The sequence below is a fragment of the Paenibacillus sp. 1A_MP2 genome (assembly GCF_052244825.1).
Taxonomy (GTDB): domain Bacteria; phylum Bacillota; class Bacilli; order Paenibacillales; family Paenibacillaceae; genus Paenibacillus; species Paenibacillus vandeheii.
This window is the reverse complement of the sequence record NZ_JBQQCS010000001.1, coordinates 2,534,985-2,553,813: the sequence shown is the minus strand read 5'-3', so window position 1 is coordinate 2,553,813 and position 18,829 is coordinate 2,534,985. Positions and strand designations below refer to the sequence as shown.

At 48.6% G+C, this 18,829-nt stretch carries 16 protein-coding genes and 3 pseudogenes; all 19 read right to left on the bottom strand.

Going from position 1 to position 18,829, the window contains the following annotated elements:
- Positions 1–43: 43 nt before the first annotated feature.
- The 19 genes and pseudogenes from recO to ACTWJ7_RS12405 all read right to left on the bottom strand — a co-directional run bounded on the left by recO (position 44) and on the right by ACTWJ7_RS12405 (position 18,766).
- Complete coding sequence (gene recO, locus ACTWJ7_RS12495; protein WP_079349648.1) at positions 44–796, bottom strand: DNA repair protein RecO; 753 nt, start codon at positions 794–796, stop codon at positions 44–46.
- A 33-nt stretch (positions 797–829) separates the two neighbouring features.
- Complete coding sequence (locus tag ACTWJ7_RS12490) at positions 830–970, bottom strand: YqzL family protein (RefSeq protein ID WP_079349649.1); 141 nt, start codon at positions 968–970, stop codon at positions 830–832.
- Positions 971–1,071: 101 nt separating this feature from the next.
- Positions 1,072–1,970, bottom strand: a pseudogene (gene era / locus ACTWJ7_RS12485) (GTPase Era).
- A gap of 41 nt (positions 1,971–2,011) precedes the next feature.
- Complete coding sequence (locus ACTWJ7_RS12480; RefSeq protein ID WP_024628466.1) at positions 2,012–2,425, bottom strand: cytidine deaminase; 414 nt, start codon at positions 2,423–2,425, stop codon at positions 2,012–2,014.
- A gap of 277 nt (positions 2,426–2,702) precedes the next feature.
- Positions 2,703–3,074, bottom strand: coding sequence for a diacylglycerol kinase family protein (locus tag ACTWJ7_RS12475; protein WP_024628467.1), 372 nt, complete (start codon positions 3,072–3,074; stop codon positions 2,703–2,705).
- Positions 3,074–3,570 (bottom strand): annotated as a pseudogene (gene ybeY / locus ACTWJ7_RS12470) (rRNA maturation RNase YbeY). The gene ACTWJ7_RS12475 and the pseudogene ybeY overlap by 1 nt, the downstream one beginning before the upstream one ends.
- Positions 3,571–3,603: 33 nt before the next feature.
- Entirely contained in the window at positions 3,604–5,853 is a 2,250-nt protein-coding gene (locus ACTWJ7_RS12465) for an HD family phosphohydrolase (protein WP_079349651.1), read from the bottom strand.
- A gap of 15 nt (positions 5,854–5,868) precedes the next feature.
- Complete coding sequence (locus ACTWJ7_RS12460) at positions 5,869–6,840, bottom strand: PhoH family protein (protein WP_024628470.1); 972 nt, start codon at positions 6,838–6,840, stop codon at positions 5,869–5,871.
- A 6-nt stretch (positions 6,841–6,846) separates the two neighbouring features.
- Positions 6,847–8,038, bottom strand: a pseudogene (gene yqfD, locus ACTWJ7_RS12455) (sporulation protein YqfD).
- On the bottom strand, positions 8,035–8,328 hold the full coding sequence (yqfC, locus tag ACTWJ7_RS12450; RefSeq protein WP_024628472.1) for a sporulation protein YqfC: 294 nt from the start codon (positions 8,326–8,328) through the stop codon (positions 8,035–8,037). The pseudogene yqfD and the gene yqfC overlap by 4 nt, the downstream one beginning before the upstream one ends.
- A 175-nt stretch (positions 8,329–8,503) precedes the next feature.
- A complete protein-coding gene (locus ACTWJ7_RS12445) occupies positions 8,504–9,124 on the bottom strand; it encodes a hypothetical protein (RefSeq protein WP_094937326.1) in 621 nt (206 codons plus the stop codon).
- A 13-nt stretch (positions 9,125–9,137) separates the two neighbouring features.
- Entirely contained in the window at positions 9,138–10,148 is a 1,011-nt protein-coding gene (floA, locus tag ACTWJ7_RS12440; RefSeq protein ID WP_079349654.1) for a flotillin-like protein FloA, read from the bottom strand.
- Between the two features lie 161 nt (positions 10,149–10,309).
- Positions 10,310–11,632, bottom strand: a complete 1,323-nt coding sequence (locus ACTWJ7_RS12435) for an NfeD family protein (protein WP_179132823.1) — start codon at positions 11,630–11,632, stop codon at positions 10,310–10,312.
- Positions 11,633–11,966: 334 nt separating this feature from the next.
- The gene (locus ACTWJ7_RS12430) at positions 11,967–12,410 is read right to left on the bottom strand and encodes a GatB/YqeY domain-containing protein (RefSeq protein ID WP_024628476.1); all 444 of its coding nucleotides are present in this window, start codon (positions 12,408–12,410) and stop codon (positions 11,967–11,969) included.
- A 15-nt stretch (positions 12,411–12,425) separates the two neighbouring features.
- On the bottom strand, positions 12,426–12,599 hold the full coding sequence (rpsU, locus tag ACTWJ7_RS12425; RefSeq protein ID WP_005547957.1) for a 30S ribosomal protein S21: 174 nt from the start codon (positions 12,597–12,599) through the stop codon (positions 12,426–12,428).
- 198 nt (positions 12,600–12,797) lie between these two features.
- Positions 12,798–13,157, bottom strand: a complete 360-nt coding sequence (locus ACTWJ7_RS12420; RefSeq protein ID WP_024628477.1) for a histidine triad nucleotide-binding protein — start codon at positions 13,155–13,157, stop codon at positions 12,798–12,800.
- A 206-nt stretch (positions 13,158–13,363) separates the two neighbouring features.
- Positions 13,364–13,657, bottom strand: coding sequence for a hypothetical protein (locus tag ACTWJ7_RS12415; RefSeq protein ID WP_285078309.1), 294 nt, complete (start codon positions 13,655–13,657; stop codon positions 13,364–13,366).
- 508 nt (positions 13,658–14,165) lie between these two features.
- Positions 14,166–17,585, bottom strand: a complete 3,420-nt coding sequence (locus ACTWJ7_RS12410; protein ID WP_301878033.1) for an SbcC/MukB-like Walker B domain-containing protein — start codon at positions 17,583–17,585, stop codon at positions 14,166–14,168.
- Entirely contained in the window at positions 17,582–18,766 is a 1,185-nt protein-coding gene (locus tag ACTWJ7_RS12405) for an exonuclease SbcCD subunit D (protein WP_301878034.1), read from the bottom strand. The genes ACTWJ7_RS12410 and ACTWJ7_RS12405 overlap by 4 nt, the downstream gene beginning before the upstream one ends.
- Between the last annotated feature and the right edge of the window lie 63 nt (positions 18,767–18,829).

Genomic DNA, 18,829 nt, shown 5'->3' with positions numbered 1-18,829 from the left:
AGTACGAAGTCAAGATATATTACTTATTTCATAATAGGACGACTCAAATCCCGTACTTTTCCATTTGATCAAGAAAAGAACGGGATTTCAGATTCAAGCCAAGCTGATGATCCATAAAGGCCCGCATAATCTTTTTGATCTCATCCCGCGTGCCTTCACTTACCGATATATTACCGAGTCGTTGCAGATCCAGCTGTGCAAACAAACGCAACAACTTCAACGCTTTCGGACTCACAGACAGTGCCGGAGGATCAAAGTGCTTGCAGGCACGACACAGGACTCCACCAAGCCTTGGACTAACAAATAATTGCTCATCCGGTCGCTCTTGACCGCAAGATATGCAATCATCCAGCTGAGGACCGTACCCGGCTGCCTGCAGTATTTTCATTTCATACAGGCTGGTAATGACAACCGGATCTTTCTCTTCCTTCAACGCCTGGAGACAGGCTTTCAGTTGTTTAAACCAGAACGTTCCTGTCTCTTCATCCTGCAATACACGATCCAGCAGTTCACAAGCATAAGATGCATAGGAAGCCTTAACCAAATCTTCACGCAACTCATGATATGATTCAATGATTTCTCCTGCGTTTAGCGTTCCCAGTCCGGTGTTGCGAAAATAAACATATTGACCGTACGTAAATGGCTGCACCAGTGCAGCATGTCGGCTTTTGGGCTTTTTGGCACCGCGGACGAGTACCCCTACTTTCCCGCCGCTTTCGGTGCAAAGCGTAATAATTTTGTTCCCCTCGCCGTAGTCCATGCTGCGGATGACAATCCCTTCCACCCTGTATAGCATGCCTCGTCACCTAACCATTCCCGAATCAGCCAATTAACCTTCGGCTTCTTCATCTTCAATCACTTCCCTTGCAGGTTCCGACTCCTGTCCCAACGAGCTGCATGCCTCGGTATACAACAGATAGGACTCCACATCCCCCGTCATCGCAAAAACCTTCCACGAAAAATCTCGCATCGGAATTTCATCCTCTCTTCGAAAATGACATTTGCTTCTACCAGATAGGATGGAGTCTTGCAAGGTAAACTATGTGTTGCAATTACTGGATACTGAATTTATTATTCGCGACCAAAGCCAAGATCTCGCAGCACACGCTCCTGGTTTCTCCAGTCCTTCTTCACTTTAACCCACAGGTCCATAAAGATTTTGGAACCGAGCAGATTTTGAATATCCTGGCGAGCACGTTTTCCCACTTCTTTAAGCAAGGCACCCTGTTTCCCGATAATGATTCCTTTTTGTGAATCACGCTCCACAAAAATAACGGCTGAAATATAAACAACCCCGTTATCCTGTACTTTCATATCCTCAATTGTTACTGCAATGGAGTGTGGCACTTCTTCACGCGTCATCTGAAGAATTTCTCCCGAATCAACTCGGCGCAAACAAACTGCTCCGGATGGTCCGTAACCTGATCATCAGGATAGTACTGAGGGCCTTCCGGCAAATATTTACCGAGCTGCTCCAGCAAGGTACTTACATTGCTGCCAAGCATGGCAGATACCGGAACGATTTCGGCAAAATTGTGCAGCTTCCGATATGCCTCAATCAGCGGAAGCAGTGCTTCCGGCTCAATTTTATCAATTTTGTTCATGACCAGAATGACAGGCGTTCGCACATTTTTCAATTGTTCTGCAATATAACGGTCACCACCGCCCATACCTTCCGAAGCATCAATCAGGAACAGAGCAGCTTCGACTTCTCCGAGTGTGTTCAAAGCAGTCTGGTTCATGTAATCGCCCAGCTTGGATTGACGTTTGTGAATCCCTGGTGTATCCAGGAAAACGATTTGTTGTTGTTCCGATGTGTATACGCCATGGATCTTATTACGCGTCGTTTGCGGCTTGTCCGACATAATGGCGATTTTCTGTCCAATGACTTGGTTCATCAGCGTGGATTTACCTACATTGGGACGACCGATAATGGCTACAAAACCGGATTTGTATGCTTGTTTTTTCATATGTTCCTCCTCAGGCGCCTAGGCCTGGAATGTATTGGTTTTTACTTTTTAGCAGAGTTCAGATCAGATGGCCCAAAGGCCCATGGCAATAGTTCGGCAACTGTAGTCTCCTGCAGATCACCCTTCATGTTACCCAGAATGACCTTCATATCCGGATCACACAGTTCGTACATCACTTGACGACATACACCGCACGGAGCAATTGGACCGTCCGTATCTCCTACAATTGCAATAGCTTTAAAGCTGCGTGGTTGCTTGCCTCCTGCAATTGCACTGAACATAGCTGTACGCTCAGCACAGTTGCCTGGCGTATAAGCAGCATTCTCAATATTACAACCATGATGCACATGTCCCTCGCTGTCAAGCAAAGCTGCGCCTACTCCAAAATGAGAATAAGGGGTATACGCTTTTGTACGTGCCTTAATCGCTTCTTGCATCAGCAAACCATTATCCATAATCAATCTCTCCCTTTGGGGTGTATATAAAGTTTCACTCAATGAGTTAAGTTCAACTTAAAAAATTTGCACTGGCCTCTTCGCTGCCAGAACAACCTTACGATCGCTGTTATCCCCGGATTTTATTGATTCCCTTTTCCAAAGTGAAAATCCGGTGATAAAGGCGAACGCTTCGCTTCTACAGGTTATTTCTGACCTCTCCGTTATTGTGCAAACCAGAAGTTTAACTTAAAAAATGAGTCCAACTTTACAATTAGTGTGTAATATTAAAATCCAATCAAAGCAATCCCAGCCAGCTCATCACTGGCTTGATGAAAACGATACACCCGATGATGACGGCGAACACCGCAGCCAGCAAAACTGCACCGGCCGCGGTGTCCTTCGCCGCTTTTGCCAGCGGATGTATATGCGGATGCGCCAGATCTACAGCAGCTTCCACTGCTGTATTCATCAACTCCGTCACAAGAACCAGAAATACGGCTGTCAGTACAAACATCCAGTCTGTTCTTGAAATCCCGAAAAAAAATCCGGCTGCACACATCAAAATGGCGACTCCTGTATGAACTCTTACATTCCTTTGAGTCCGCAGCCCGTATACGATTCCTTCCGCAGCATTGCGGAATACCATCCCCCAGGAGCGCCTTTTCATTATCGTGTCAACCCGGCTTGAGCGAGTACCGCTTCCTGTTTGCCCATCATTTCGGCTTCACTGGCCTCATCCTGATGATCATATCCAAGCAGGTGCAAGAATCCATGAACAAACAGGAAGCCGAGCTCACGTTCAAATGAATGCCCATATTCTTCACTCTGCAGGATGGTCCGTGGAACCGAAATAATAATATCCCCAGAACATCCGGCATTTCTTCCATTTCTTCATCCTCGTCCAGTTCGTAGATAATATCCAGTTCCTCATCCACAGTCTCATTCATTGCAAAAGACAATACATCCGTTGGACGATCAATGCCGCGATAGTCACGGTTCAACTCATGGATCTGTTCATCATCTACAAAAGTCAGAGCCACTTCCCCGTCCGCAACACCTTCTGCTTCTCCGGCAAGGTTCAGCAGTTGCTCCAGCATTGCAATCATCGGTTCGCTAATTTCTTTGTCCTGTTGTTCATTATTCCATGCTAGGTTAAGACTCATTCTTTCATACTCCTGTCTTCTCATATTAGCGAATCAACCCGCCTCAGGCGATGTTGGCTTCGGTTTCTTCATTTCCTCCGGATATTCAATCCTGGAGTGGAATATACCCATGACGGTTTCCTTAAGGGTTTTGGCAACGATGTCCAGTTCGCGCATCGTCAGATCACAGTCGTTAAACTGATGATCGTCCAAACGACCTTTAATTATTTTTTCGATCATGGATTCCACTTGTTCCACGGTAGGCTTACGCAAGGAACGAACTGCAGCTTCCACGCTGTCAGCAATACCAACAATTGCCGACTCCTTGGACTGGGCCTTGGGACCCGGATAACGGAAATCATCTTCCGTGAAATCAGGTTCCACCCCAGCTTCCTCGGCCTGACGCAGCGCTTTGTGATAGAAGTAATGCAGGAAGGTTGTACCATGATGCTGCTCGGCAATGTCTCGAATAGGCCTTGGCAGCTTATAGTCCTTCTGCATCTCCACACCATCCCGTGCGTGAGCAACGATGATGGACTTGCTCAGCTTGGGATCAATCGAATCATGCGGATTTTCCATATTATTTTGATTTTCAATAAAATAAATGGGTCTTTTGGTCTTGCCAATATCATGGTAATACGAGCCGACCCGACATAACAAGCCGTTGGCACCAATTGCCTCCGCTGCAGCCTCTGACAGGTTTCCGACCATCACACTGTGATGATATGTGCCGGGTGTCTCTGTTAGCAGTTTGCGCAATAGCGGATGATTGGGATTAGACAATTCCACCAGTTTCAGGGCAGACAAGATGCCAAACGAGGTTTCGAAAAACGGCATCAGCCCAATGACTAATATGGCGGTCAGTACGCCTCCAGCAAACGCAAATCCAATGCCATACAGCGTTGTCGTCCGGTTCCAGTCACTTGAGTCAATCAGAGCCAGCGTGAAGACCGCGATTGACCCGAACAGACAGACCATAATGGCGCCTTTCAGAATCGTAGACCGCTGACTTGCCCGATGGGTGGCAAAGATCGCAACAAACGATACCAACACCGCGAAGAAACCAAGTTCAAAGTCAAAAATCTGACCCTGATGTGTATTCAAAATAATGCTCGACAGCATGCCGATAATAATCGAACATACAAATGCAAGTGATGTATCCAGCAGTAATGCAATTAACATTGCGCCTACGGCAACAGGGGCAAGAAAGCCTACATATGAATTCTCACTGGTCTGGAGTATCGCTGTGACGTGCATAACCACAATGGTGATAATAAATATGAGAACAAGCATCAGCAGCTGAGCATTGTTATACTTGAAATGCGTTCCGCTGAATTGCTGAATATACATGAGAATCGCTGCCGACAACAGACAGGACAGAATAAGCAATCCAAGCTGAGGCCAATAGTTTACTTCGTTTTTCAGCAAATCGTTCTCGCCCAAAAGAGTGTACATCTCCGGGGTGATCATCTCACCCTTGGCAACGAGCGTATCACCTTGCTTGATAAAGACCGTTTGAGTGTTCTCACGCGCCTGCACTTTAGCTTCTTTTGTACCCTCTTCATCGTAGAAGCGGTTCGACGTTACTACAAGACGCGCAAGCTCCTGTACAACCTCACGCTGTGTACGTTTGCTAAGGGAGCTAACACTCACCATCTCGGCCACTTTGGCACGAGCTGTTGTAGCCTCGCTAATCTGGTCGGTCATTAATCTGGAGACGATATCCCGGGCAACGGCCTTCATCTCCTGAATATCATCCGAAGTCAGACGTGAAATTTTGATATATGTTTCTTCCGGGATACGGTAGCTTTGCTCCTGTACCACATTTCTGATCTCTTCCAAAAGAGTTTCGGAGTATGTACCCGCTTTCCGGTTGTTGTTGATAAAATTGGACACAAAGTCTTTCTGGCGCTGCGGTATTTCATCACGATAGATGTCGATCTTGTCCTGACTGGAAATCTGATCATCCTGATTCAATCGATCAATACGATCGAGCAGCGTGGTCATCAGATTTTCGTTCCGCATCTGCACGATCTGAAACATCGGCTGCACACGTTCAGCGGCTTCTTCTTGCGCTTTCAGTGTAGCCTTGGTATTGGGAATCTGCATGGGCGCAGCAATATTCACTTCACTTCGTGTGCCTTCCTGAATATCATACCGCTCAGGTAGCAGTTTGGAAGCAAGACTCACGTAGAAAAGGATCACCAGAAACAAAAACAGAAGATAGCGTGCCCACACGCTATACTTCCATCCTGTAGCTCTATTTTGAAAAGATTTGCCTTTTGACAGTTCCTTCGAGGTCATCGAGACAATCCCTTTCTATTCTTGATTTTCTGCGGCGTGGTTATAGGCGACGATAATTTTCTGGACGAGGGAGTGCCGTACAACGTCTTGCTCGGCAAAATAGACAAATCCAATCTCTTCCACTTGGCCCAGTATTGTATTTGCTTCCACAAGCCCCGACTTTTTGCCGCGCGGTAAATCAATTTGTGTCACGTCACCGGTAATGACCATTTTGGAACCAAAACCAAGACGGGTCAGAAACATTTTCATCTGTTCCGGTGTCGTATTCTGGGCTTCATCCAGGATAATAAACGAATCATCCAGTGTACGTCCCCGCATATAGGCTAGAGGTGCAATTTCGATCAATCCGCGCTCCAGTGCCTTGGCCGTCTGCTCTTGTCCCATAACGTCATACAAGGCGTCATACAAGGGCCGTAGATAAGGGTCAACCTTCTCCTGAAGATCACCAGGCAAGAAGCCAAGACTTTCTCCCGCTTCAACAGCAGGCCTTGTGAGCACGATCCGTTTGACGCTTCCTTCCTTGAGTGCTGCCACAGCCAGCACAACTGCAAGATACGTTTTACCTGTACCGGCAGGACCGATACCAAATACAACATCACGTTTTTTAATTGTAGTTACATAATGTTTCTGTCCAATCGTCTTAACCCGGATCGGTTTACCACGGTAGGTCGTTGTAATCTCGCCTTTGAACAGATCCAGAAGCTGGTCTGCACGCAGTTCCTTTGCAAGCTCAATGGCATACTTAACGTCCCTTTCGGTTAACACATATCCGTTACGTACCAATTGCAACAACACATCAAATAATTGTTCAAGTGATTCCACATTTTGAATGTTGCCATGAATCACAATCTCCGCTTCACGGGATGCGATCTGGGCGGGAATCTCGGATTCAATCAGTTTCAGAAAAATATCTTGGGGTCCAAAAAGAGATTGACCCTCTCCCGCACTTTGGAGGGAGATTCGTATGCTGCGTGTTTGCTCTGACAAATAGCCTCATTCTCCTTGACTATGGACTAACGGAAGTTCTTCCGCAATGCTTTCTTCTACTTCAAACAATACTTTCATATAAACTTTACCATTCTCTTTCTTCTCATGCAAAATTTTTTCACTTAAAATTTTCGTTCCTTTGCCATTTTTGGCGATAATATCGTTTCTCGCTCCTTCCAGTCCTTTTGTTCTAGCCCATTCTATCGTGTTTTGCTGCTCTTTTTCCTGAGTTTCCAAATCTTTCTCTGTCAGCCATCCCATGGGAAGTGTGAAGGATCTCCAGGTTAGCGGTTTATGATCACTTTCGGTATCAAATGAGGTGAAAGGCGTATTCCCGTATCCCCAGAGCTGAATCGCCCATTTCCCCAGCACAATGTAAAAACGTTCCTTGCTCTCCCCGGTCATCGTATTATGTTTTTGCACAAGGGGGACTTCGACCTGATACTCACGCCACACCAGTCCACGTACTTCCCCTTTGGCAACAATGGTTTTTGTATTCTCTTCATCTCCCAAAATACCCGATATCAGTACCTGTCCCTTCTTGACACGCATGTCCTTCTGCACGACAGGGCGTCCCTGCTCCGCGTATATTTGAGTGATTACAGCGTCTGTTTTACTGACCAGATGTCTCGGGTTCAGCAGCGGTTCACGCTTGGGCTGTGCAGACTCCACAACCTGGATGGTGATGGTTGTCCCTTCTTTGCTCACCCCAATCCAGGTTACATCCGGCAAAGCGAGCGCGAGCTGTCTGGAGAGCTTGTCCTGGCTTTGCAGTCGAAATGCCCACTGGAAGGGGTAAATGCCTTCTTTCTTTGCTGCCGCGAGCACTTCATCCGTGGGAATCGTCACATTGCCTTTGACTTCTATATTCCAAACCATCGATGACAACGCAAACAGAGCTGCTATAAAAAACAGCATGCCGCCCAGAAAGAACTTCCTTCTCAATAAACGGGCTGCAAAAAAGGAAATCCACTCCGGTGTGTCACCTTTACACGGCAGCCTGTCCGTTTCAGCAAAGGACGCAGCCTAAAAAAATGCGGTAGCAGAATATACATTTCTGCCTTGCGCCCGTCATGGGCACGCAGGTCCCATACTTCCAGTCCCTGCTCTGCCACCGTGTTGATCAATGCTTCAATATCCCCCCAGTGACCGTGATTCGGACTGCTCCACGCAGTTTGTACAGACTGGGCTGCTTCATCCGTTCCCCTCCGCTCCATTCATATGAATATCCAGAATTGTTCCTTCAACAGCCACTTCATCCGGCAATATATTGCGAATCATCAGTTCAGTCCCTTTGATCTCCAGTTGGCCTTGGGAGAGAGCCAGAACGATGCGATCCGGTGTAAAATGAATGACACCACGATGATTCTCTATATACAATTGCTTTGTGCCGATCAGGGTTAACCGTGGCATATCGTAAAGCACGTCCTGCGGCAGATCCAGAACTTCACTGGTCCATCTGCGCAGCTTGCGGCTGATCCGGGTCATTCGAAGGTCTTCCCCTTCCTCTACAGTTCAACTTATGCGCAGATTCATGAAATTATGAAAACTACGGACCGTGTTAGATGTGAAATGTGAGAAAAAGATGATGAACGCAAAAAAAGCCGTCTCCGGCATATTGCTCACCAGAAACGGCTCTATTCCTTCTACATCACTTAGATTGTTAAAGTTTCCCTCTTGAACCGAAAGGCTGCTTGGATCGAGGAGCACCCAATACTTCTGCCCATAAAACACCCGTACGAATGTCTTCCGGACGAAGCTGGGAATTTCCCGATTCACTTGACTCCACTTGATCCCAACTGGAATCAGCCACAACAGGTTTGTTTGAAGAAGAAAAGCGATTTAGCCTTTCTTGAATCAGACGTTGTTGCCTTTCGAATTCTTTCTTTTGTTGGTCAAGCGAACGTTCCATCTCACCACTAAAGTTTCGGCTACCTACTTCATCTGAAGGACGTGAGGAAGCTTGTGGTCCTGAATACGGCTGATCATAACGACCTTCATCATACTGGTTCTCATATGGTTCATCGTACTGGTTCTCATACGGTTCATCATAACGAGTTTCACCAGCAGCTTCAGTGCTGGCAGTTTTCTTTGGAGAGGTCTGCGCTGGTGAACGGTCGGACTGATCGGAGTCACCACTGCCTCCAAAGGTCGGCATTCCATTGTTCTGACGCTTTTTGTTTGGATCAGATGATTTAGCTGCTTTTCCAAGAAAAGAAAAGAGCGCAAAACCGATGACAGCCACGATATACAGATTATTAAAAATCCATTCGAATAGGCCCATATATACTCACCGCCTATCTTCCGTTTTTGGAATCACCCTGATCGTTAGAATTCGAGCCCTCAGCAGGTTTTCCCAGTGTGTTACGCATTTGAGTGTCAGCTTCAATATTTTTGAGGTTCATGTAATCCATAACACCGATTTTACCAGTGCGTAGAGCCTCTGCCATCGCAAGCGGTACTGCGGATTCTGACTCAACAACACGCGCTCTCATTTCTACGACGCGTGCTTTCATCTCTTGCTCTTGAGCTACGGCCATTGCACGACGCTCTTCCGCTTTGGCCTGAGCGATCCGCTTGTCAGCTTCTGCCTGCTCAGTTTGTAGAAACGCACCAATGTTTTTACCTACATCTACGTCCGCAATATCAATGGACAGAATCTCAAAAGCAGTCCCGGAATCCAGACCTTTGGATAAGACAGTACGAGAGATCAGGTCCGGATTTTCCAAAACTTCTTTGTGGGAGTCCGCTGAACCGTTCGTACTTACAATACCTTCACCGACCCGGGCAATAATCGTCTCTTCACCCGCACCACCAACAAGTCGATCAATATTGGCACGAACTGTAATTCTTGCTCGTACGTTGACTTCAATACCATCTTTGGCTACAGCAGAAACTACAGGCGTTTCGATTACACGTGGGTTAACACTCATTTGTACAGCTTGCAATACATCACGGCCTGCAAGGTCAATCGCAGCAGCACGTTCGAATTCGAGTGGAATATTTGCACGTTGAGCAGCAATCAGGGCATTTACAACACGGTCCACGTTACCACCAGCAAGGAAGTGACTCTCAAGTTGGTTCATTGATAATTGCAGACCTGCTTTAGTTGCTTTGATCATAGGATTTACGATCCGGCTAGGTGTTACACGTCTGAGTCTCATCGCTACGAGCGTAATAATACTCACACGTACACCGGATGCAATTGCCGAGATCCAGAGCATTACTGGGAAAAAGCTGAAGAATACGCTCAATACGATAATTGCAACAACCGCAATGAGCAAAACCGTAATCATGGTTGGTTCCATAGTATAAATTCCTCCATTTTCGTTTTGATTTTGGCAAAAATTATATGAACATACATTCATAAATCTGCTACTAAATTAAAGATTACACCACTTCGCATGCACCTTCAGCATAGTGGTTATGTACGGTTGCCTAAGCCTGAGCAGCCTGGCAACTGAGCGGATTAAACCGGTAACGATTGTTGAACAACAATGCGTGTACCTTCCGCTTTAATTACGACAATCGGTGTATTCACCGGAATGAAATCCCCATCCGATACGACATCAATTCGTTCCCCATTAAACATCGCTGTTCCGGCAGGACGAAGTGGTGTCAGGCTGATTCCCTGCAGCCCGATCAGTTCTTTACGTTCTGTAGCGGAAGAATATCCCCGGTCAGCTGACAATCTGTCGCTTAGGATGAATCGATTCCATATGCCTCGATCCTTAAACAGAATAACGACAATCGCAATGACTACAAGCGCAGCCCCAAAAGCAATACCCAACGATATGAAAGCATCGCTTGTATCATAAGCTGCCCGTACAACGCCTGCCACCAGTGCAATTGATCCCAGTATGCCAAGAATCCCCATACTCGGAATAAACATCTCCAGAATCATCATGATGAGTCCGACAGTGAATAACACCCATGTCTCCGCACCGGCAAAACCAGCGATGTAATTCCCTGAGAAATAAAGCACAAAGCACACTATACCAACAATACCAGGCACTCCGAATCCAGGTACAATCAACTCAATGATTACACCAGCTATTCCAAGGAATAGCAATACCGTCATGACGACAGGATTGGTCAGAAATGTAGATATGTTCTCGGCGGCTGTTCTCTGAACGGTGAACACATCATCCTGACTGTAACCGAGCCAGGCTGCGGCTTCTTCCGGCGTATTGCTTATATGGTCCGCATAACCCACTTTCAGCGCTTCGTCGGCCGAGAGAGCAATAATTTCACCTTTTTCTTTGGTTTTGTTAATCTCAGGCATCTTCACGACCATGTTAACATCCGTCATTCCAGCTGCAATTTTGCCGTCACGGCCACTTTTCTCTGCCGCTCCCTGCATCTTGCTCTTCCAGAATGCAACCAGCTTCGGATCATCGACATGTTTACCCGTGCTGTCCACCATCGCTGCCGCACCGATCATACTGCCTGGCGACATTACGATCTTATCTGCATTCAGAGCCAGAAAACTTCCGGCTGAGGCAGCATCTCCACGGACAAATGCAACGGTTTCAATTGGACTTTCCTTAATTAAGGTACCCAGTTCTTCAGCCGTGTCAACACGCCCTCCCGGCGTATTGATATCCAGAACGATCAGGCCAGCATTCATCTCTTCTGCTTCCTTGAACCCGCGTTCCATAAACTTGCCAAGTCCCTGCTCGATTGGTTTATCCACCGGAATGATATATACGGCGCCACTTTTCTCAGCTGCATGTGCTGACGGTGATCCAATCCAAACAGGAAGCAGCAGCGTCAGTAGCATCATGAGCATTAATGACCCCGTAAGCTTCTTCCGGCGCTTTCCCTTCACAAATAGTCCCCCTTTTCCATTAATGTTATACTGTCCAGCTTATGGTATTTATTACGTACAATGCAACATTTCGTTTCAAAATCTTAGAATTATATTTGAAATCGCCAGCAATTGCAACATTCCAAATCCATTATCATATATATTATCCATTTAAAAGCAATATTTGTGAATTTCCTTTAACAGATGAATGACTTCCCAGCCGGCTTCAGGTTTCTTCTCAAACTGAGTACCGTATCCAATGGTGTAAACGGAAAAAACACCCCCTGACAAGTCAGGAGGTGTTCATTGATTTGCTTTATTGCAGAAATTGTTGAACTGCTTGATTTACCAGTTTGCCATCCGCTTTGCCTTTGACTTTCGGCATAAGGGCAGACATGACTTTCCCCATCTCGGCTTTCGAAGAAGCACCGGTTTCCTGGATGGTCTGCTGTACAATAACTTTAATTTCTTCTTCGGTAAGCTGTGCGGGAAGGTACTGACTGAGTAATTCAATTTCCGCTTTTGCATTTGCCGCGAGGTCATCACGGCCCGCTTTGTCAAATTCTTGGAGGGCATCTTTGCGCTGTTTGATTTCACGACTCAGAATATCAAGCACTTCGTTATCATCCAAATCTCTTTTCAAATCTATTTCAAGATTCTTGATCGTCGAACGAATCAACCGAATGTTGGAGAGCTTGAACTTGTCCTTGCTCTTCATCGCTTGCTTCATATCTTCGTTCAATCGTTCGCTAAGATTCATGTAGTTAAAATCCTCCTAAAACTTTCTCTTACGAGCAGCCTCGGACTTTTTCTTGCGCTTTACGCTTGGCTTCTCATAATGCTTACGTTTCTTCACCTCAGCCAATACGCCATCTTTTGCGATGGAACGTTTAAAGCGACGAAGTGCAGCATCAATAGTCTCGTTTTTGCGAACTTTAGTTTCAGACACCAGTTTTCCCTCCCTCCGACCAGACCGTCCAAGAGCAATAACACGGTTCATCACCTTTCATTATAGGCGAAAGGTAATAAAGGTGTCAACCTTAACGTAATGATCATTTATTTTATGTGAACTTCAACTCCATATTCATGCCTTTTAAGTATATATGGATAAGTCCTGAATCAGAGTAAACTGAGTAAACTTGCTCGTTTATTTGTGGGAGTCAGACAAACTTGTCAACACGCCGAGTCGAGTCCCACCAAGCAAATGATAGTGCAGATGATGAACGGTTTGTTCTCCATCCTTGCCGCAGTTATTAATCAGTCGGTAACCTGTTTCTTCCACACCGAGACGCTTGGCCGCTTCTTGCGCAGCCAAATGAATCTCACCGATCAACGGCAAATCTTCTGCGGTTACTTCATTCATGGAAGCAATATGTTTCTTGGGAATAACGAGTACATGGGTCGGTGCAGCGGGCTGGATGTCATGAAAGACGATGACATGGTCATTCTCCAGTACCTTATTGGAGGGAATGCTGCCCTCTACAATTTTGCAAAATAAGCAATCCATTGTTCACACCCTCCTTTGGATTAAAAATTATGTATACCCTTCTATCATACCGGAACTGAAAAGTAAATTCCAATCGAACCTCTTCAGGTATGTCATCCAAACCAGGATGATGGACAAAAAACCGTTCACACTTAGTGGACTGTTGAGCGTACACCAAAGATGTGAACGATTATATTGGTACAAGCATAATGATTCATTTTTTTCTATTAATAATAAGGCAATAAGGATAATGCAGTCAGTCCAACCAAAGGTAATACCAGTCTGTTAAACCGTCTGCGACCGTAACCATAATAGGGGTATGGATAGCCAAAGCCCGGGAAGAATCCCCGCGAATGAGCGGGATAAGTAACTGGCATCATATTGGGTCCCCAGTTCGCTTGATTAACCATGGCTTCATTTCCCACGGGAACAGCCAAATAAATCATGTCATCATCCACGTTTTCCATAATGCCATCATAATGGGCACCGTCATGCATCTGTACACACACATAGCGATGCATGTGTTCCTTACACAGTTTCTTCGCTTCTACCTTTTCCACGTTTCATCGCCTCCGGATATGCTCTTCTCTTCATCACCCTTTCATGGTATTCAGATCTGGGCGAAATGACACTGTGAATGACAAGAGTTTCAGAATCGGGAATCGGTGTCCAAAAGAGTGAAATCAGTATAGGAGTTGTGCCTGTGAAATAAAAAAATAAAAAAGAAGCACCCCGTTGCAGTTTCCATACGGAGTTCTGCTGTCGCGGACGTCTATCCAGGAGTATTCCTGATCAGACGTCCGCCGGGGTACTTAACATAAAGTTTGTCGGCTTAACTGTAGTATAACAACAGGATGAACCTGTATCTGTGAGCTATCTCACTCCACTGACTCAGCGAGTATAGAAATGAGATTCAAACCAACAAACCTTAGTCAGTTAAGAGTTCCCCTCAGGATCAACAACTTTTAAGGTTGGTTCCTGAGGGAGTCACAATTGGGACTCATTTAAAACCATAATGTGTTCCGTCTCCTATAACGTTTCCAGAACCACACGAGAGCCAGCTCCGGCTTCACCCGCGGGAATAACCACAAGTTTGCGTGGCAAGCGTGCCCGCAGCTCCGGAACGTGGCTGATAATACCGACGGCAAGACGGTCATCATGCAGTTTTTCTAACGAGGTAATGACAGTATCCAGCAGTTCAGGGTCCAATGTGCCAAAGCCTTCATCCAGAAAGAAGAATTGCAGCGGGTATTGACCGCGCAGCTGAATCTGGGCAGACAGAGCCAGAGCCAGTGATAACGAAGTCAGGAACGTCTCTCCACCAGACAAGGTGGACACCGGACGTTTAACCCCACCGTTTGCATCGTCACAGATGACAAAGCCACCGCCCGAATCCACCTCAAGTGAATAGCGTTGTTTGGTCAGGAAGCGCAGGCGCTGTGAAGCAGCCTGACTAACCTGCATCAGCTGTTCTTCTGCAATATACTCGACAAATGCGTTACCTCTGAAAGCTGCTTGCAGTTTGCTAAGCATTTCACCTTGCCGGCTTACTTCCACTCGTTTGTTCTCCAACTCGGTCCATCGAACGTGTCGCTGCTGCACATCTTCCAGATCCCGTTCTGCACGCGCCTTGGCTCTTAGAGCCGCTTCATCCTCTGCACGAGACATCTGCAGTCGCTCTGTGCATGCCAACCATTGTTCCTCAGATACAACAGCTCCGCCCAGTTTCTGTTCCAGCTCACGTAATTGAGAAACAAGTTCACGATCACGATCACGATGCTGCTGAATTTCCGCGGCCAGCTGCTCCGCTTCCTGGGAAGGAAGGGCAGCTTCCACAACGGCAGTCTCGGAGTCAAATGGCGATTGATCCAGTAATTGTTTCCAGCGTTCCTGCGCCTGCTGCAAATGCTCTGCTGCCGAGGCTGCGGCTTGATGAGCCATGACATCCTTCTTGGCTGATTCCTGCTTCAACGCATCGGCTTCCTTGAAACGCTGTACCGACTCAGCAGCCACTCTTCGCAGTTCATCCAGTCGAGTCTGGGCCGCAGCAATCAAGTCCTCGACCCGTTGCTCGCCAACCCATTGACGCAGACGCTCTTCCTTCTCAGCAAGCTGTTTGCTGTTGCCTTGCCATTCCGTCTGCCACTGAATCAGCTGTTTGTCCAATTCGACCAGCTTCTGCTGGAGAGACTGTACCAGCTGTTCTTTCTCTTCAAGAAACGTCACGCTCTTATTCAAACGTTCCTTGATGTCTTCTGCGCGCGCGTCGCGCTCCTGCATCGCCTGGTGGAGGGCCATAGCCTCCTCTTGAGCGATGCCTGGCAGTTCCGCGGCCCAGCGGCCGTGCAAGGCGGCTGCGGCGGCCTCACTCTCGGCCAATCGGCGCTCCGCCTGGGCGAGCCCGGCTTGGCCGGCCTCCTGCGCAGCAGCCGCTTCCATGCGGCGCTGCTGCGCGCCCACAGCCGCCTGCTGCAACGCGGCGGCTTCCGCTTGCAGCGGCGCTGCGGCAGCGGCCAGCGCCCGCGCGGCTTCGCGCAGTGCGGCGGCACGCTCCGCCCAGTCCGCCGGGGAGCGCCCGTGTACGGGCGACCCGGCGGGCTCCGGCTCCGCAGCCGCAGGCGCGGCCTCGGCTGCGGCCGGGGCTTCGCCGGCCGCAGCGCCAAGCTGCGTCAGCAGGCTGCGACGTTCGTGCAGCTGCTGACGCAGCCCAAAGCGCAGCTCCTGCAGCTCCGCGTGCAGGCTGCGCAGCAGTTCCAGGTCCGCATCGCCTGCGGGCGGACCTTCTCCCGGCGGCGCAGCCGGGAGCGGGTGGTGTGCGGAGCCGCACACCGGGCATGGCTCGCCGTCGCGCAGCTCGGCGCGCAAGGCGGAGGAGAGCCGGTGCAGCTCCTGCTCGCGCATCGTTCCGCGCAGCTGCTCCTCCGCCCTGGCCAGCAGGCTCTGTTCGCGGCCAATGTCCTGCTCACAGGCAAGCAAGGCCTCAAGACCCGTTGCCGCCTGTTCGATCAGCTGCTGACGCTGTTCACTCAGACGGCCCTCTTCCTGGGCAGCCAGCTTAAGCCTGTCCGCCCCCTGTTCTGCCGACTGCTTATTGGCTTCCATCTCAGCCTTGTTCTGGCGTAATTGCTCCGCCGCCGTATCCAGACGATGTCTCAATTCCAGTGCAGCCTGCAGCTGTCTGCGTTCTTCGGACTTCACTTCATTCGGCTTAAGGCTTTCCTGTAATTCTTCCCGTCGTTTGCGGCCACGCTGCTGAAGTTCTTTTTCTTTCTCTAGCTGCTGTCCGATGACGTTCTGTTCCGCCTGCCCTTTGTCCAGAAGTTGCTTAAGACGGGTACTATCCTCTCGAAGTCCGTCCCGTTCCCGCTGTAACTCCTTGGCCTGTTCCAGCTGTTCCAAACGAAGCAGCAACTTGGGTTCTTCCTCAGCCATCTGCACACGGGCCGTTTCAGCCTTCTCGCCTTCCAACACAGACAGCCGTTCATGTTCCAGCGCTTGCTGGTGAGCCATCTCGGCTGCATCCTGACGCAACTTCTGCTGCACTGCTGCATCACGCATCGTCTGCAATGAAGGGAGTATCGCATCTGCCGCCCCGGCCTGCTTCAGCCGTTGTTCACCCGCTTCGATCTGTGGTGCACGTGCTTTCAGCTTTTCATGTTCCTCCGTACGTACCTGCCGTTCTTGACTTAACTCACGGAATTTGCCGAGCTGTTCGGCTTCCTTCATCGCTTCATCAAGCGCTTTACGCGACAGCTCGGACTGCTTCACAGCAGCTTGAAGAAGAAGCTCCGTTTCTGCCAACGTCTCTTTGCTGGCATTACCGAGCCCTTGCTGCTCCGCGGCCAGGGCTTGATGAACCATATCATTGTCCTTCACCCGCCGGCTGAGCTTAATGGCAAGCTGATCTCCATACTTCTCCAGATGGAACAAACGTTGCAGCATCTGGCGCCGTTCACTGCCTTTCAGTGACAGAAACTCCGCGAATTTCCCTTGCGGAAGCACAACGGCCCGCGTAAAATCATCCATTTTCAACCCGATGACGTCTTCAACACAGCGATTCACGTCTGCCAGCTTGTCAGCCAGCACCTGCTCCTCTCCGTTGACAGTTTCGATGAATTTACTGATTGTGTTGCTTACCGAAATTTCATTGTTTCGTTTGAAGCGTCGTTCCACCCGAAACCTTCTTGTGCCTTCTGCTGATACGAGTTCAAATGTAAAGGCAACTGACAATGAATCCTCCGCGTGATTCATAATCCCTTGGGTACCGTTAACCGCACGTTCCACTTTTCCGTACATCGCGAGCGTAATCGCGTCGAGCAAGGAAGATTTGCCGCTGCCTGTAGGACCAAAAATGCCGAACAAACCGGTTTCAGTCAATACGGTGAAGTCAATCTCCTGTGCCTCTCGATAGCTTTGCAGACCCGCAACTTTTAATAGAATCGGCTTCAATTTCCTTCAACCTCCTCACGTACACCCGGCTCGTCCTCATCGACAAGTTCAAGGAACAGCTGTACCAGGCTGTCTTCAGGTAATGCTCCACCCGTCTGACGCTGATAAAATTTACGAAAAAGCTCATGCACCGGAAGCTCGGAACGTTGCTCCAGAAGCCCCGCTGCCGCCATCTCGGGATAGACCGGACGAATATGTATGATCCCTTCATGAGACTTCCGCAGCTGCTGGATCTCCTTCAGAGACATGGCATCATCCAGCCATACTTCCATATCGATAAAGGCTTGAGGATCGCGCCCTTCATCTAGCCACCGATAGACCTCAGCCAGACCGCCACGCGCCTTCCAGCGCACAAGTGGGCGGCCCGAGGTCAACAGAAATTCCTCCACATTTGCAGCCCCACCTGGTGCCAGATCAACCATCGTGACGGACTTGCTCTGCCCCGCTTCGGAGAAACTGTAAGCCAGCGGAGAACCACTATATCGGATCACACCTTCCCCTTTAACGGCCTGCGCACGATGGAGATGACCCAGAGCTGTATATTGCGCACCTGTTGATAGTGCTGAAGGGTCAACCGTATAGGCGCCCCCTACCTGAATCGGACGTTCCGAATCACTTTCAACCCCGCCCAGAACATAAATATGGCTCATCGCCAAATTCACCGTCTCCGGACGAAAAGAAGCAGCCAGACGCTGCATTAACATGCCAACCCGGCGACTGTATGCCTGGCGAAGCACATTCTCGTCCCCATCCGTTGTCAATAGTTCGTTCAATCGGGCTTCCGAGGGATATGGCAATGCAGCAATCTGTGCAGTCTCTCCAGTTCGCTTTGCATGGATGGTTACTACTTCTGAAGTAGGCATACCTACAAGTGTAATTCCCTGTCTGTCCACAAGCGGGGTCACCGAAGCCACTCGCTCCGGCTGATCATGATTACCGGCAATGACCACAAGTGGTCTTCCCTGTTCCGTCAGACGCGCCGCTGCCTCGTAAAACAGCTGTTCCGCCGATGCAGGTGGATTAACGGAATCGTACACGTCTCCAGCCATCAATATGGCATCGGCTTGCTGCTCATCCGCAAGTCTAACAAGCTCATCCACAAAATCCTCCTGCTCTCGTAGCCGGCTCCGTCCCTCCAGCGTTTTTCCCAGATGCCAGTCTCCTGTGTGCAAAATACGCATCGTCCGTTCAACTCCTCTCTCATGCAATATCCAATGATACAAATTTCATCCGGCCGTTTGAAA